Consider the following 14346-nt stretch of genomic DNA (forward strand, 5'->3'; position numbering starts at 1 on the left):
CTGTGTTATCGTAGGCCCTCTTTTTTGCGTGCGATTTCACCTGGGGAGGGGAGATCGCACGCACCACTGAACTGGCTTCACTGAACTGGAAAGGCAAACCAATGCAGCGTCTGTATCGGAAACGCATCGTTCTCGGCGTCGGCGGCGGCATTGCCGCCTACAAGAGCGCAGAGTTGGTTCGCAGGCTCCTGGACCAAGGTGCCGAAGTGCGCGTGGTCATGACCCGTGGCGGGAGCGAGTTCATCACACCCCTGACCATGCAGGCCCTGTCCGGCCACCCGGTTCATCTGGACCTGCTGGACCCGGCGGCCGAAGCCGCCATGGGCCACATCGAACTGGCCAAATGGGCCGACCTGGTGCTGATCGCCCCGGCCACTGCCGACCTGATCGCCCGCCTGGCCCAAGGTATCGCCGATGACCTGCTGACTACCTTGGTACTGGCCACCGACGCCACCGTTGCCATTGCCCCCGCGATGAACCAGGCCATGTGGCGCGATCCGGCCACTCAGGCCAACACCCAACTCCTGCAAAGCCGTGGCCTCAAGGTGTTCGGCCCGGCATCGGGCAGCCAAGCATGTGGCGACGTGGGCATGGGCCGCATGCTCGAAGCCACCGACCTGGCCCTGTGTGCCGCCGAGTGCTTCCAGCACTTGGCCCTGACCGGCAAGCACGTGTTGATCACCGCCGGCCCGACCCAGGAAAACATCGACCCGGTGCGTTACATCACCAACCATAGCTCAGGAAAAATGGGCTTTGCGCTGGCAGAAGCCGCGGTCGAGGCAGGCGCCCGCGTCACGCTGATCACCGGACCGGTACATCTACCGACCCCTGATCGCGTCACGCGAATCGATGTAGTCAGCGCCCGAGACATGCTCGCGGCCTGCGAAGCGGCTATTCCCTGCGACCTTTTTATCGCCTCGGCAGCGGTTGCGGACTACCGCCCGGAAGTCGTCGCCCCGCAAAAGCTCAAGAAAGACCCTACAAGCGGCGACGGCCTGCTCCTGCAAATGGTGCGCAACCCGGACATCCTGGCCACCATCGCCACACGTCCTGACCGCCCGTTCAGCGTCGGCTTCGCCGCCGAGACCGAGCATCTGCTGGACTACGCCGCACGCAAATTGAAAGACAAAAACCTCGACCTGATCGTTGCCAATGATGTCGCCAACCCGAGCATCGGCTTCAACAGCGAGGAAAACGCCTGCAGCGTGATTGACCGCGACCTGCACGCGACACTTTTCGCCCAGACCAGCAAGGGCAAGATTGCCCGCCAACTGATCTCTTTTATCGCCCAACGGCTGAACCAGGTTTAATTTCCATGCACGCTTTGCAAGCCAAGATCCTCGACCCACGCATCGGCACCGAATTCCCACTGCCGGCCTACGCCACCCCAGGCTCTGCCGGCCTGGACCTGCGTGCCATGCTCAAGCAAGACACCCTGCTTGAGCCGGGACAGACCGTCCTGATCCCTACCGGCCTGTCGATCTACGTGGGCGACCCTGGTCTAGCTGCGCTGATCCTGCCGCGCTCCGGCCTGGGCCACAAACACGGCATCGTGCTGGGCAACCTGGTAGGCCTGATCGACTCGGACTACCAAGGCGAGCTGATGGTGTCGTGCTGGAACCGCGGCCAAACCGCATTCAACATCGTGGTCGGCGAGCGCATTGCCCAGCTTGTTCTTGTGCCGGTGGTACAGGCGCACTTCGAACTGGTGCAGGAATTCGACGAAACCCAACGTGGTGCAGGCGGCTTTGGGCATTCAGGCAGTCTCTGACTAAGCTGAACGTGGCCGGGTGCTTTTGCCCGGCCAGACGCCACCGCATGGCTTTTCAGGATGAAGAATGCGCGGAATTTATCAGCGAGATTTCCCTAGCTAAATCAATGTATTACGCAGAAATAAGCCTGGCTTCCAAACGCCGATGGCATTTTTGCACCACGAACTCTCTGCCGAAAACACCGTCATACCCTTCAGTTTGAGCCTGCCGGTCAGCCACTTTAAGGCCAGCCTTGCCCCCTTCAGATGGAGTTTCCCCCCGCGATGAGTACCGCAGCCCGAGTAGCCCCGACATTCCCCGACAGCATCTTTCGCGCCTATGACATCCGTGGCGTGGTGCCCAAGACCCTGACTGCCGAAACGGCCTACTGGATCGGCCGCGCCATCGGCGCCCAGAGCCTGGCTCAGGATGAGCCCAACGTATCGGTAGGCCGTGACGGTCGTTTGTCCGGCCCGGAGCTGGTGGAGCAACTGATCCAAGGCCTGGCCGACGCCGGCTGCCATGTCAGCGACGTCGGCCTGGTACCAACGCCAGCTCTGTACTACGCCGCCAACGTCCTGGCCGGCAAGTCCGGGGTGATGCTCACTGGGAGCCATAACCCATCGGATTACAACGGTTTCAAGATCGTCATCGCTGGCGACACCCTGGCTAACGAACAGATCCAGGCCTTGCATACCCGCCTGAAAACCAACGACCTGACCAGCGGCAAAGGCAGCATCACCAAAGTCGACATCCTGCAGCGCTACTCCGACGAAATCACCCGCGACGTCAAGCTCGCCCGCCGCCTCAAAGTGGTAGTGGACTGCGGCAACGGCGCGGCCGGTGTGATCGCGCCGCAACTGCTCGAAGCCCTGAACTGCGAAGTAATCCCGTTGTTCTGCGAGGTTGACGGCAACTTCCCCAACCACCACCCGGATCCAGGCAAGCCAGAAAATCTGGTGGACCTGATCGCCAAGGTCAAGGAAACCGGCGCCGATGTAGGCCTGGCCTTCGACGGTGACGGCGACCGCGTAGGTGTGGTGACCGAGACCGGCGAGATCGTATTCCCCGACCGCCTGCTGATGCTGTTCGCACGTGACGTAGTGGCGCGCAATCCCAACGCAGAAATCATCTTCGACGTGAAGTGCACCCGCCGCCTCACGCCGCTGATCAAGGAATACGGCGGCCGCCCGCTAATGTGGAAGACCGGTCACTCGTTGATCAAAAAGAAAATGAAGGAAACCGGCGCGCTGTTGGCCGGTGAAATGAGCGGTCACGTGTTCTTCAAAGAGCGCTGGTTCGGTTTTGACGACGGTATCTACAGCGCCGCTCGTCTGCTGGAGATCCTCAGCAAGGAAAAATCCACTGCCGAAGAGCTGTTTCAGACCTTCCCGAATGATATTTCTACGCCAGAGATCAATATCCATGTGACCGAGGAGAGCAAATTCAGCATCATTGACGCACTGCACGACGCGCAATGGGGCGAAGGCGCCAACCTGACCACCATTGATGGTGTGCGAGTCGATTACGCCAAAGGCTGGGGCCTGGTTCGCGCGTCCAACACCACACCGGTGCTGGTGCTGCGTTTCGAGGCGGATACCGAGGCTGAGTTGCAGCGCATCAAGGACGTGTTCCACGCCCAGTTGAAACGTGTTGCCCCTGATCTCCAATTACCGTTCTGATTTTTTACCGGAGCCCTGAATGACCCTCGAACGCGAAGCCGCTGCCAACACCGCCAAGGTCCTGTCCGAAGCGTTGCCTTACATTCGACGCTACGTCGGCAAGACGCTGGTGATCAAGTACGGCGGCAATGCCATGGAAAGCGAAGAGCTGAAAACCGGCTTTGCCCGCGACATCGTGTTGATGAAAGCCGTGGGGATCAACCCTGTGGTGGTGCACGGTGGCGGCCCGCAGATCGGCGACCTGCTCAAGCGCTTGTCGATCGAGAGTCACTTCATCGATGGCATGCGTGTCACTGACGCGCAGACCATGGACGTGGTGGAGATGGTCCTCGGCGGCCAGGTGAACAAAGACATCGTCAACCTGATCAACCGCCACGGCGGCAGCGCCATCGGCCTGACCGGCAAGGACGCCGAGCTGATCCGCGCGAAAAAACTGACCGTTACCCGTCAGACGCCGGAAATGACCCAGCCGGAAATCATCGATATCGGCCAGGTAGGCGAAGTGATCGGCATCAACACCGACCTGCTGAACCTGCTGGTCAAGGGTGACTTCATCCCGGTGATCGCGCCGATCGGCGTGGGTGCGAACGGTGAGTCCTACAACATCAACGCCGACCTCGTCGCCGGCAAGGTCGCCGAGGCGCTGAAGGCTGAAAAGCTGATGCTGCTGACCAACATCGCCGGCCTGATGGACAAGGAAGGCAAGGTGCTGACCGGCTTGACCACCCAACAGGTGGACGAACTGATCGCCGACGGCACCATCTACGGCGGCATGCTGCCGAAGATCCGTTGCGCGCTGGAAGCAGTGCAAGGCGGCGTTGGCAGCTCGCTGATCCTGGATGGCCGTGTACCGAATGCAATCCTGCTGGAAATCTTTACCGATACAGGTGTGGGTACGCTGATCAGCAACCGCAAGCGCCCTTAAAACGCTGAAAACAAAAAGCCCCGCTCAACTTGGTTGAGCGGGGCTTTTTTATGGTTCGGCGATTACTGAACGCCGAACTGCTCGCGATACGCCTTAACTGCCGGCAAGTGCTGCTTGAGCTGCGGATCATCTTCCAGGAACTGCAACACCTGGTTCAACGAAACGATGCTTACCACCGGAATACCGAAATCACGCTCCACTTCCTGGATCGCCGACAACTCACCGTTGCCGCGCTCCTGGCGGTTCAGCGCGATCAGCACGCCAGCAGCCTTGGCGCCGTCTTGGGAAGCGATAATCTGCATCACTTCACGGATGGCGGTGCCGGCGGTGATTACGTCGTCAATGATCAGCACGTCGCCGGTCAGCGGCGCGCCCACCAGGCTGCCGCCTTCGCCATGAGCCTTGGCTTCCTTGCGGTTGAAGCACCATGGCAGATCGCGCCCATGGTGTTCCGCCAGGGCCACGGCTGTTGCAGCTGCCAGGGGGATACCCTTGTAGGCCGGGCCAAACAGCACGTCGAAGGAAATACCGCTTTCAACAATGGCTGCCGCGTAGAAACGCCCCAACTGAGCCAGGGCCGAACCCGAGTTGAACAAGCCCGCATTGAAGAAGTACGGACTGGTGCGCCCGGACTTGAGGGTGAACTCACCGAAGCGCAAAACCCCGCGATCGATGGCAAAACGAATGAAATCGCGTTGATACGCCTGCATGAAAAAAGCCTCAGATACCACGGATTTAGCTAATTAGGTAGACGGCGTGTATCATACACGCACGCGATTTTTGGGGCCATTTATGCGGATCATCAGTGTGAACGTTAATGGTATTCAGGCTGCAGTCGAGCGTGGTTTGCTCAGTTGGCTGCAAGCTCAGAATGCCGACGTCATCTGCCTGCAGGACACCCGCGCCTCCGCCTTTGAACTGGACGACCCAGCCTTCCAACTGGATGGCTACTTCCTTTATGCCTGCGATGCCGAAGTGCCCACCCAAGGTGGCGTGGCTTTGTACTCGCGGTTGCAACCCAAGGCGGTCATCAGCGGCCTCGGCTTCGAGACAGCCGACCGCTACGGGCGCTACCTGCAAGCCGATTTCGACAAGGTCAGCATCGCGACCTTGCTGCTTCCTTCGGGGCAGAACGGCGATGAAGACTTGAACCAGAAGTTCAAGCTAATGGACGATTTCGCCCGTTATCTGGATAAACAGCGGCGTAAACGTCGCGAGTACATTTACTGTGGCTCGCTGTACGTGGCGCAACAAAAGCTGGATATCAAGAACTGGCGCGACAGCCAGCAATCCCCAGGTTTCCTGGCGCCGGAACGGGCCTGGATGGACGAGATTGTCGGCAACATGGGCTATGTGGATGCCCTTCGTGAAGTCAGCCGCGAAGGCGACCAGTACAGCTGGTGGCCAGACAATGAACAGGCTGAAATGCTCAACCTGGGCTGGCGCTTCGACTACCAGTTGCTGACCCCAGGTCTGCGCCGGTTCGTACGCAGTGCACGTTTGCCGCGCCAGCCGCGTTTCTCGCAGCACGCGCCGCTGATCGTGGACTACGACTGGACACTGACCATCTAAGGTCTTTCTCCAGGCACAAAAAAACCGACATCGCTGTCGGTTTTTTTGTGGGCGATCACTATTTGACCAAACGCCAGGTCCATGGGTATCGGTAGGCTGTGCCGTTGTTGGCTTTAACGCCGCCAATGATCGTCAGCACCAGCGCCGCAACCACGAGCACCAACATCAACACAAAGCCGATCACCACAAACCCCAGCACCATGCAGACCAACCAGGCGATGGCCACCGTGATCTGGAAATTCAGGGCTTCCTTGCCCTGATCATCGATAAGCGGGTCCATATCCTTCTTGATCTGCCACACGATCAACGGCCCCAACAGGCTGCCAAAGGGGAATACCAACCCCAGAAACGCCGCGAAGTGACACAACATCGCCCATTGGCGAACTTCCTTGGTCGGTGCCGGAACCGGCAATTGACTGTCACTCATGGCGCTTCTCCTTGAAGTCGGCTTAGTCAGCCAGTGCGGCGTTCTGCAGTTCGAAGATCTCGGTCATGCCTTTCTGGGCTAGGGCCAGCATGGCGTTCAGCTCGGCCGGCTGGAATGGCGCGCCTTCAGCGGTGCCCTGCACTTCGATGAAACCACCGGTGCTGGTCATCACGACGTTCAGGTCAGTCTCGGCAGCCGAATCTTCCAGATAGTCCAGGTCCAGCACAGGCTCGCCCTGGTACATACCCACCGATACAGCGGCAATCATTTGCTTGAGCGGGTCGCCGCCTTTCAGGCCGCCACGTTTCTTGATCACTTTCAGTGCGTCGACCAAGGCCACCATCGCGCCAGTGATGGATGCAGTGCGGGTGCCGCCATCGGCCTGGATCACGTCGCAGTCGACGTAAAGGGTCACGTCGCCCAGCTTGGACATGTCCAGGGCTGCACGCAGGGAGCGACCGATCAGGCGCTGGATTTCCAGGGTGCGGCCGCCTTGCTTGCCACGGCTGGCTTCACGCTGGTTACGTTCGCCGGTGGCGCGCGGCAGCATGCCGTATTCGGCGGTCAACCAACCCTGGCCCTGGCCTTTAAGGAAACGCGGCACGCCATTTTCAACGCTGACGGTGCAGATAACCTTGGTATCGCCAAACTCGACCAGTACAGATCCCTCGGCGTGTTTGGTGTAGTTGCGGGTGATGCGGATCGAGCGGAGCTGATCGGCAACGCGACCACTTGGACGTTTCATAGGGGATACCTGTACTGAGGACGAAAAACTGCCGAGCATTATAGAGCCGCGAGCCGATTCGGGGCACTTCTAAAAATCTGGTTACGAATGGTCAGCCTATCGCCCATTGTTTGGGCGCACTCGCCCCACTGCGCTACAATCCTGCGCCTTCGCAGCCTGTCGGCTTCAATTTACCCATCAGCCCGTGTTTGCGGGACTGCATCGCGAGGTACCTCCATGGTGCACAGCATGACCGCCTTCGCCCGCGTCGAAAAAGCAGGCGCCCAAGGCACCCTGAGCTGGGAACTGCGCTCGGTCAACAGCCGCTACCTGGAGCCGCACCTGCGCCTGCCGGAATCCTTCCGCGACCTCGAAGGCGCCGTGCGTGAGGCACTGCGCCAGGGCATCTCCCGCGGCAAGCTGGAATGCACCCTGCGCTTTACCGAAGAAACCACCGGCAAGCCGCTGCAGGTAGACCGCGAGCGCGCCGCGCAACTGGTCGCTGCCGCCGAAACCATCGCCGGCCTGATCAAGCAGCCCGCAGCGCTGAACCCTCTGGAAGTGCTGGCTTGGCCCGGCGTGCTGGTGGCCGATGCCTCCGATCCGCAAGCCCTCAATGCCGAAGCCCTTGCCCTGTTTAATCAGGGCTTGAAGGAGCTCAAGGCCGGCCGCGAACGCGAAGGTGCCGAACTGGCACGCCTGATCAACGAGCGCCTGACTTCGATCGAAGCAGACGTGGTCATCTTGCGCGAGCTGGTGCCGCAGATGCTCGCCACCCAACGTCAGAAGGTTCTCGACCGCTTCACCGACATGAAGGCCGACCTCGACCCGACGCGCCTGGAGCAGGAAATGGTCCTGCTGGCCCAAAAGAGCGACGTCGCCGAAGAGCTGGACCGCTTGAGCACCCACATCCTCGAAGTGCGTCGCGTGCTCAAATCCGGCGGCGCCGCCGGTCGGCGCCTGGACTTCCTGATGCAGGAACTCAACCGCGAAGCCAATACACTCGGCTCCAAGGCATTTGACCCGCGCAGCACCACGGCTGCCGTCAACCTCAAAGTGTTGATCGAGCAAATGCGCGAACAAGTACAGAATATTGAGTAAGGCAACCTACATGACCCACAGCACCGGCACCCTTTACATCATTTCCGCCCCTTCGGGCGCGGGCAAGAGCAGCCTGGTCAAGGCCCTGACCGACGCTGACGAGCAGATTCGCATCTCGGTCTCCCACACCACCCGTGCCATGCGCCCGGGCGAGGTGAACGGCGTGCACTACCACTTCGTCGAGCGTACCGAGTTCGTCAAAATGATTGAGCACGGCGACTTCCTGGAGCGTGCCGAAGTGTTCGGCAACCTCTATGGCACTTCGCAGAGCCATCTGCAGCAGACCTTGGACGAAGGCCACGACCTGATCCTGGAAATCGACTGGCAGGGCGCCGAGCAAGTTCGCCAGCTGATGCCCAAGGCACGCTCGATCTTCATCCTGCCGCCGTCGCTCGAAGCCTTGCATCAGCGCCTGACCAACCGTGGTCAGGACAGTGACGAGATCATCGAAGGCCGCATGCGTGAAGCCGTCAGTGAAATGAGTCACTACGTCGACTACGACTACCTGATCATTAACGACGATTTTTCCCACGCACTGGACGACCTGAAGGCGATTTTTCGCACGAATCAGCTCCAGCAAAAGCGTCAACAGCAGCGTTTCGGCAAATTACTGGCCGAACTGCTTGGCTGATTGGGTCTTCCCAAAACGGCTGCAAGGGCTTTACATTGGCCCTTGTAGCGGTTTTGCGAGGGCCTGCGAAAAATCAGCGCTTCCCTAAACGCTGGTGATTTTTTAAACTGCTCAGTCCGCTCGCCCAACCGGGCAGCGCGCATCTTGCATTCGCTCCGAGGAATATCATGGCCCGCGTAACCGTTGAAGACTGCCTAGACCACGTGGCAAACCGCTTTGAGCTGGTCATGCTCTCTACCAAGCGTGCCCGTCAACTGGCCACTGGCGGCAAAGAGCCCCTGGTCCAGTGGGAAAACGACAAACCTACCGTTGTAGCCCTGCGTGAAATCGCTGAAGGCCTGATGAGCTACGAGTTCATCGCCAACGCTGAGATCGTTGAAGACGAACCGCTGTTTGCAGCGTTCGAGGACGAGTCCAACGAGGCCGTCTAAGCCTATGCCTGGTCGACGTAGCACGGCGCGGAGTCACAGCCTTCGGCAGGAGTTCACACTTTGCCGAGCATAGACGCCCTCGCCGATCGCTTATCGACCTACCTCGGCCCCGACCAGGTTAACCTGGTCCGCCGAGCGTATTTCTACGCCGAACAAGCCCACGACGGCCAACGCCGCCGAAGCGGTGAGGCGTACGTCACCCATCCTCTTGCGGTGGCGAATATCCTGGCCGACATGCACATGGACCATCAGAGCCTGATGGCCGCGATGCTGCATGACGTGATCGAAGACACCGGTATTGCCAAGGAAGCGCTCAGTGCGCAATTTGGCGAAACCGTGGCCGAACTGGTCGACGGGGTCAGCAAACTGACCCAGATGAACTTCGAAACCAAGGCTGAAGCCCAGGCGGAAAACTTCCAGAAGATGGCCATGGCCATGGCCCGGGACATCCGGGTGATCTTGGTCAAGCTGGCCGACCGGCTGCACAACATGCGCACGCTGGAAGTGCTGTCCGGCGAAAAACGTCGGCGCATCGCCAAGGAAACCCTGGAAATCTATGCGCCCATCGCCAACCGGCTGGGCATGCACGCCATTCGTATCGAGTTCGAAGACCTCGGCTTCAAGGCCATGCACCCGATGCGTTCGGCGCGCATCTACCAAGCGGTCAAGCGTGCCCGTGGCAATCGCAAGGAAATCGTCAACAAGATCGAAGAGTCGCTAAGCCATTGCCTGGCGATCGACGAAATCGAGGGCGAAGTCAGCGGGCGGCAGAAGCACATTTACGGCATCTACAAGAAGATGCGCGGCAAGCGTAGGGCCTTCAACGAGATAATGGACGTGTACGCGTTCCGGATCATCGTCGACAAGGTTGATACCTGTTACCGCGTGCTGGGCGCTGTACATAATTTGTACAAACCCTTGCCGGGCCGCTTCAAGGACTACATCGCGATTCCTAAGGCCAACGGCTATCAGTCACTGCATACCACGCTGTTCGGTATGCATGGCGTGCCGATAGAAATCCAGATCCGCACCCGCGAAATGGAAGAGATGGCCAACAACGGCATTGCCGCCCACTGGCTGTACAAGTCCAGTGGCGACGAGCAGCCAAAAGGCACCCATGCCCGCGCCCGCCAATGGGTCAAAGGCGTGCTGGAAATGCAGCAACGTGCTGGCAACTCCCTGGAATTCATTGAAAGCGTGAAGATTGACCTGTTCCCGGACGAGGTCTACGTGTTCACGCCCAAAGGCCGGATCATGGAGCTGCCCAAAGGCTCCACGGCGGTCGACTTCGCTTACGCGGTGCATACCGACGTGGGCAACAGCTGCATCGCCTGCCGGATCAACCGTCGCCTTGCCCCACTGTCCGAGCCGCTGCAAAGCGGCTCAACCGTGGAGATTGTCAGCGCGCCTGGCGCACGCCCGAACCCGGCGTGGCTCAACTTCGTGGTCACCGGCAAGGCGCGTACGCACATCCGTCACGCCCTCAAACTGCAGCGCCGCTCCGAGTCCATCAGCCTCGGCGAACGCCTACTGAATAAGGTGCTCAACGGTTTCGACAGTGCTCTGGATAAGATCCCGCAGGAGCGTGTGCAAGCGATGCTCCACGAGTATCGCCAGGAAACCGTCGAAGACTTACTGGAAGATATCGGCCTGGGCAACCGCATGGCTTACGTGGTCGCCCGCCGCCTGCTTGGCGAAGGCGAGCAGTTGCCAAGCCCCGAAGGCCCACTGGCAATTCGCGGCACCGAGGGTCTGGTACTCAGCTACGCCAAGTGTTGCACGCCGATCCCGGGCGACCCTATTGTCGGCCACCTTTCCGCAGGCAAAGGCATGGTCGTGCACCTGGACAACTGCCGCAACATCACCGAAATACGCCACAACCCGGAAAAATGCATCCAGCTCTCGTGGGCCAAGGATGTCACCGGCGAATTCAACGTTGAGCTGCGGGTGGAGCTGGAACACCAGCGCGGCCTGATCGCCTTGCTGGCCAGCAGCGTCAACGCGGCCGACGGCAATATCGAGAAAATCAGCATGGACGAACGCGATGGTCGCATCAGCGTTGTCCAACTGGTGGTCAGCGTGCACGACCGCGTGCACCTGGCCCGCGTGATCAAAAAGCTGCGTGCCTTGACCGGCGTGATCCGCATCACCCGCATGCGCGCATAGCTGTTCAGATAAGTCATCGCCCCATTACAAGGAGTCATTCATGACCAAGACTGTTATCACCAGCGACAAGGCCCCGGCCGCCATCGGTACTTACTCCCAGGCAATCAAGGCGGGCAACACTGTCTACATGTCCGGCCAGATCCCTCTGGACCCGAAGACCATGGAACTGGTGGAAGGCTTCGAAGCACAGACCGTGCAAGTTTTCGAGAACCTCAAGTCCGTCGCCGAAGCTGCCGGCGGTTCGTTCAAGGACATCGTCAAGCTGAACATCTTTCTTACCGACCTGAGCCATTTCGCCAAGGTCAACGAGATCATGGGCAAGTACTTCGAACAGCCTTACCCAGCCCGCGCCGCCATCGGCGTTGCTGCTCTGCCAAAGGGCGCGCAGGTTGAGATGGACGCGATTCTGGTCATCGAGTAAAACACCCGGCGCAGCCCTCACAGGCCGCGCCGACTTCGTTTTAAAAGGATTTCATGATGCGCAAAGCGCTTGTAGCCACTTCGTTGCTCGCCCTGATGCTCGGCGGCTGCGCCAGCAACCCGGCCGACCTGGATGTGAGCGGCACCTGGATCAACCAGGTCGCCATCGATGCGGCAGCCAAAGGCGGCCCTTTGCGCGAAGCACTGCAGAGCTTTGGCCCGAACCTCGAGTGGGAGGTCAACTCCAAGGCGGCGCAGGCGCGCTACTACAACGGTTTTGAGGTTGCCGAAGGCAAGCTGCTCGGCGAGCAATCCGGCGCCTGGAGCGTGGATTTCTACGGCAGCTCCGCCACTGAGCTCAAGCGCAAAGGCAAACAACTGCTGCAAGTGGCGAACGACAATGAGCCCGAACAGCGGTTTGCTCGCGCCAAAGATCCAGCCCCGGAAGGCGCGCCGCTGGGCGCGAACTTCGAACGTGCGCTGTATGCGGCCTATATGGGCGGCGACTGGAAGATCACCGACGGCTTCGGCAGCGGGGCCACGGTGCAATTCCAGTCTGACGGCAAAGTCGCCGGCTTACCGGGCGTCGATCGGTACTCACTGTGCCTGGCAGGTGATTGCGCATCCATGAGCGGCGGCTACGACAGCATGTGGCTGCAACTCAACGGCGTGGGTAACCCATGGATTTTTGCCCGCAAAGGCAAACAGCTGGAAATTTTCCAGGCGATCAACACTGCACAGACCGATGAGGTGCCTTCGTTTACGCCTGGGCCACGTCAGTGGTTGCTGGAAAAATAGTGATACAGAACAAAGGAGCCCAAAGGCTCCTTTTTCTTTAGCCTGCGCCACGGTTTCTTACCCTCAGAGATGGCTCCATGCGCGCATTGCTTACCTTCGGCCTGCTACTGCTTGGCGGATGCACCCATACGTCGCCGAAAACGGATATCAGCGGCATCTGGATCAACCAGACAATCCTTGATGCCGCTGCGTTGAGCCAATCGCTGAACACTCAGGGCTCAAATCTGGAATGGAATATCGATATCCACGCCGGCAAGGCGCAGGTGAGCAGCGGCTTCGAAATGGCCGAAGGCAACCTGTTGCAAACATCCCCTGACGCCTGGACCGTCGACTATGGCGGCTATAGCAGTGACGCACTGCGCCTCGACGGCAAACAGCTCATCCAACTGGGCAAAGAGCATATGAAGGAACAGGTGTTCAGCCGCCCTATCGACACCGCTAAAACCGAAGAAAGGTGGGGCAGCACTTTCAGGAGGGCCCTGAACGCCGCTTACATGGGTGGAAAATGGCGCATCATCGAGGGGCCAGGAACAGGTGAAACTGTAACGTTCACCGCGGATGGCCAGGTCTCAGGGCTTGCAAAAACGGACAGATACGAACTATGCCTGGACGGTGACTGCGCCTCCCAAGGCGCAGGCAATAACACCCTTTTCCTGACCAATGGAGACGTCGGTAATACCTGGATCTTCGTGCGCAAGGGCAAGCAGATGGAAATCCTCCAGGCAATCAACGGCGCGCAAAGCGACGAAATACCCACGTTCACGCCCGGCCCGCGCCAATGGCTGCTAGAACAGCAATAACACAGATCCAACGGTGGGGAGGGGCTTCAGCCTTTTAGAATGGCCGCATACCCTTCTCGATAGCTCGGATACGTCGGCACCCAACCCAGCGCTTTGATGCGAGCATTGCTGCATTGCTTGCTACCAGCACGCCGCACGCTGGCGTCCTCGGACCACTCCGTTACGCCCAGGTAGTCACGCAACCAGGCCACCACCTCGGCCAAGGGAGCCGGCGCATCGTCGACGCCGATATAGATTTTATCCAGCGAACCGCCCTGCTCCACATGGCGCAACAAGAAGGCCAGCAAACCCGCCGCGTCGTCCGCGTGAATGCGGTTGCCATATAAAGGTGGATCGATCGCCACGCGATAACCCTGGCGTACCTGGGTCAGAAGCCACTCGCGGCCCGGACCGTAAATGCCGGTCAGACGCACAATGCTCGCAGGAATGCCGCTATTGAGTGCGACCTGTTCGGCCTCCAGCATGACCTGCCCGGAATAGCCCTTCGCCTTGGTTTCAGAGGTTTCGTCGACCCACTCGCCATTCAGTTGCCCATATACGCTACTGCTGGATACAAACAACAAATGCTTGGGTTCCTGACCGTAATCTTTTAGCCACTCCAACACATGCTGCAATCCTTGCACGTAGGCCGCGCGATAACCGGCCTCATCGTGATCCGTCGCGGCAGCGCAATACACCAGGTAATCCACCCCGCCAATGGGCCAGGTGTCGGGGCAATCCTTGTTGAAGAGGTCGCCGGCAATGCCGATCACGCCGTTGGGCAAACGCGAAATGTCGCGTCGCAGGCCATAAACCTCCCATTCCGAGGCCAGCAATTGGCTAGCCAGGCGACCACCCACATCGCCGCATCCGGCAATCACAACAGAAGGTGCAGACATCACAAAACTCCATTCTCAAAGGTCTAGGTTAGCCTTCTCG

Annotated in this window: 15 protein-coding genes and 1 pseudogene; 12 read left to right on the forward strand and 4 right to left on the reverse strand. The window is 59.6% G+C overall.

What is annotated here, in order from left to right:
• Positions 1–101: 101 nt before the first annotated feature.
• From coaBC to argB, 4 genes and pseudogenes are all read left to right on the forward strand, one after another.
• Entirely contained in the window at positions 102–1310 is a 1209-nt protein-coding gene (coaBC, locus tag CKW32_RS13890) for a bifunctional phosphopantothenoylcysteine decarboxylase/phosphopantothenate--cysteine ligase CoaBC (RefSeq protein ID WP_016970585.1), read from the forward strand.
• A 5-nt stretch (positions 1311–1315) separates the two neighbouring features.
• Positions 1316–1771, forward strand: coding sequence for a dUTP diphosphatase (gene dut, locus CKW32_RS13895; protein ID WP_032884403.1), 456 nt, complete (start codon positions 1316–1318; stop codon positions 1769–1771).
• A 240-nt stretch (positions 1772–2011) separates the two neighbouring features.
• Positions 2012–3433 (forward strand): annotated as a pseudogene (locus CKW32_RS13905) (phosphomannomutase/phosphoglucomutase); the annotation flags it as partial.
• 19 nt (positions 3434–3452) lie between these two features.
• Positions 3453–4358 carry an acetylglutamate kinase gene (gene argB / locus CKW32_RS13910; RefSeq protein WP_017735763.1) on the forward strand — a complete coding sequence of 302 codons (906 nt, stop codon included), beginning with the start codon at positions 3453–3455 and terminating at the stop codon, positions 4356–4358.
• 62 nt (positions 4359–4420) lie between these two features.
• On the opposite strand, the gene pyrE is transcribed toward argB, so the two are convergent.
• Positions 4421–5068, reverse strand: a complete 648-nt coding sequence (gene pyrE, locus CKW32_RS13915; protein WP_027608288.1) for an orotate phosphoribosyltransferase — start codon at positions 5066–5068, stop codon at positions 4421–4423.
• 82 nt (positions 5069–5150) lie between these two features.
• Between pyrE and CKW32_RS13920 the strand changes: the two genes are divergently transcribed.
• Positions 5151–5930, forward strand: a complete 780-nt coding sequence (locus CKW32_RS13920; protein WP_003195493.1) for an exodeoxyribonuclease III — start codon at positions 5151–5153, stop codon at positions 5928–5930.
• Between the two features lie 58 nt (positions 5931–5988).
• Here the strand turns inward: CKW32_RS13920 and CKW32_RS13925 are convergent, their stop codons facing one another.
• Together CKW32_RS13925 and rph are read right to left on the reverse strand one after the other, a co-directional pair.
• A complete protein-coding gene (locus CKW32_RS13925; protein WP_032884406.1) occupies positions 5989–6357 on the reverse strand; it encodes a DUF4870 domain-containing protein in 369 nt (122 codons plus the stop codon).
• A 22-nt stretch (positions 6358–6379) separates the two neighbouring features.
• Complete coding sequence (gene rph / locus CKW32_RS13930; RefSeq protein ID WP_017735760.1) at positions 6380–7102, reverse strand: ribonuclease PH; 723 nt, start codon at positions 7100–7102, stop codon at positions 6380–6382.
• Positions 7103–7318: 216 nt separating this feature from the next.
• Here rph and CKW32_RS13935 point away from each other — a divergent pair, with 216 nt between their 5' ends.
• From CKW32_RS13935 to CKW32_RS13965, 7 genes are all read left to right on the forward strand, one after another.
• A complete protein-coding gene (locus CKW32_RS13935) occupies positions 7319–8182 on the forward strand; it encodes a YicC/YloC family endoribonuclease (protein ID WP_095185208.1) in 864 nt (287 codons plus the stop codon).
• Positions 8183–8192: 10 nt separating this feature from the next.
• Positions 8193–8813, forward strand: coding sequence for a guanylate kinase (gmk, locus tag CKW32_RS13940; RefSeq protein ID WP_032884410.1), 621 nt, complete (start codon positions 8193–8195; stop codon positions 8811–8813).
• A 167-nt stretch (positions 8814–8980) separates the two neighbouring features.
• On the forward strand, positions 8981–9244 hold the full coding sequence (gene rpoZ / locus CKW32_RS13945) for a DNA-directed RNA polymerase subunit omega (RefSeq protein ID WP_017735757.1): 264 nt from the start codon (positions 8981–8983) through the stop codon (positions 9242–9244).
• A 60-nt stretch (positions 9245–9304) separates the two neighbouring features.
• Complete coding sequence (spoT, locus tag CKW32_RS13950; RefSeq protein ID WP_032884411.1) at positions 9305–11410, forward strand: bifunctional GTP diphosphokinase/guanosine-3',5'-bis pyrophosphate 3'-pyrophosphohydrolase; 2106 nt, start codon at positions 9305–9307, stop codon at positions 11408–11410.
• A gap of 40 nt (positions 11411–11450) precedes the next feature.
• Positions 11451–11831 (forward strand): RidA family protein, encoded by a 381-nt coding sequence (locus CKW32_RS13955; RefSeq protein ID WP_003176922.1) that lies wholly within the window; start codon positions 11451–11453, stop codon positions 11829–11831.
• A gap of 56 nt (positions 11832–11887) precedes the next feature.
• A complete protein-coding gene (locus CKW32_RS13960) occupies positions 11888–12628 on the forward strand; it encodes a hypothetical protein (RefSeq protein WP_095185209.1) in 741 nt (246 codons plus the stop codon).
• Positions 12629–12705: 77 nt separating this feature from the next.
• Positions 12706–13428 carry a hypothetical protein gene (locus CKW32_RS13965; protein ID WP_032884413.1) on the forward strand — a complete coding sequence of 241 codons (723 nt, stop codon included), beginning with the start codon at positions 12706–12708 and terminating at the stop codon, positions 13426–13428.
• A gap of 26 nt (positions 13429–13454) precedes the next feature.
• On the opposite strand, the gene CKW32_RS13970 is transcribed toward CKW32_RS13965, so the two are convergent.
• Positions 13455–14306 (reverse strand): SDR family oxidoreductase, encoded by an 852-nt coding sequence (locus CKW32_RS13970; protein WP_095185210.1) that lies wholly within the window; start codon positions 14304–14306, stop codon positions 13455–13457.
• Positions 14307–14346 lie beyond the last annotated feature (40 nt).

It is taken from the genome of Pseudomonas sp. Irchel 3H9 (assembly GCF_900187495.1).
Classification (GTDB): domain Bacteria; phylum Pseudomonadota; class Gammaproteobacteria; order Pseudomonadales; family Pseudomonadaceae; genus Aquipseudomonas; species Aquipseudomonas sivasensis.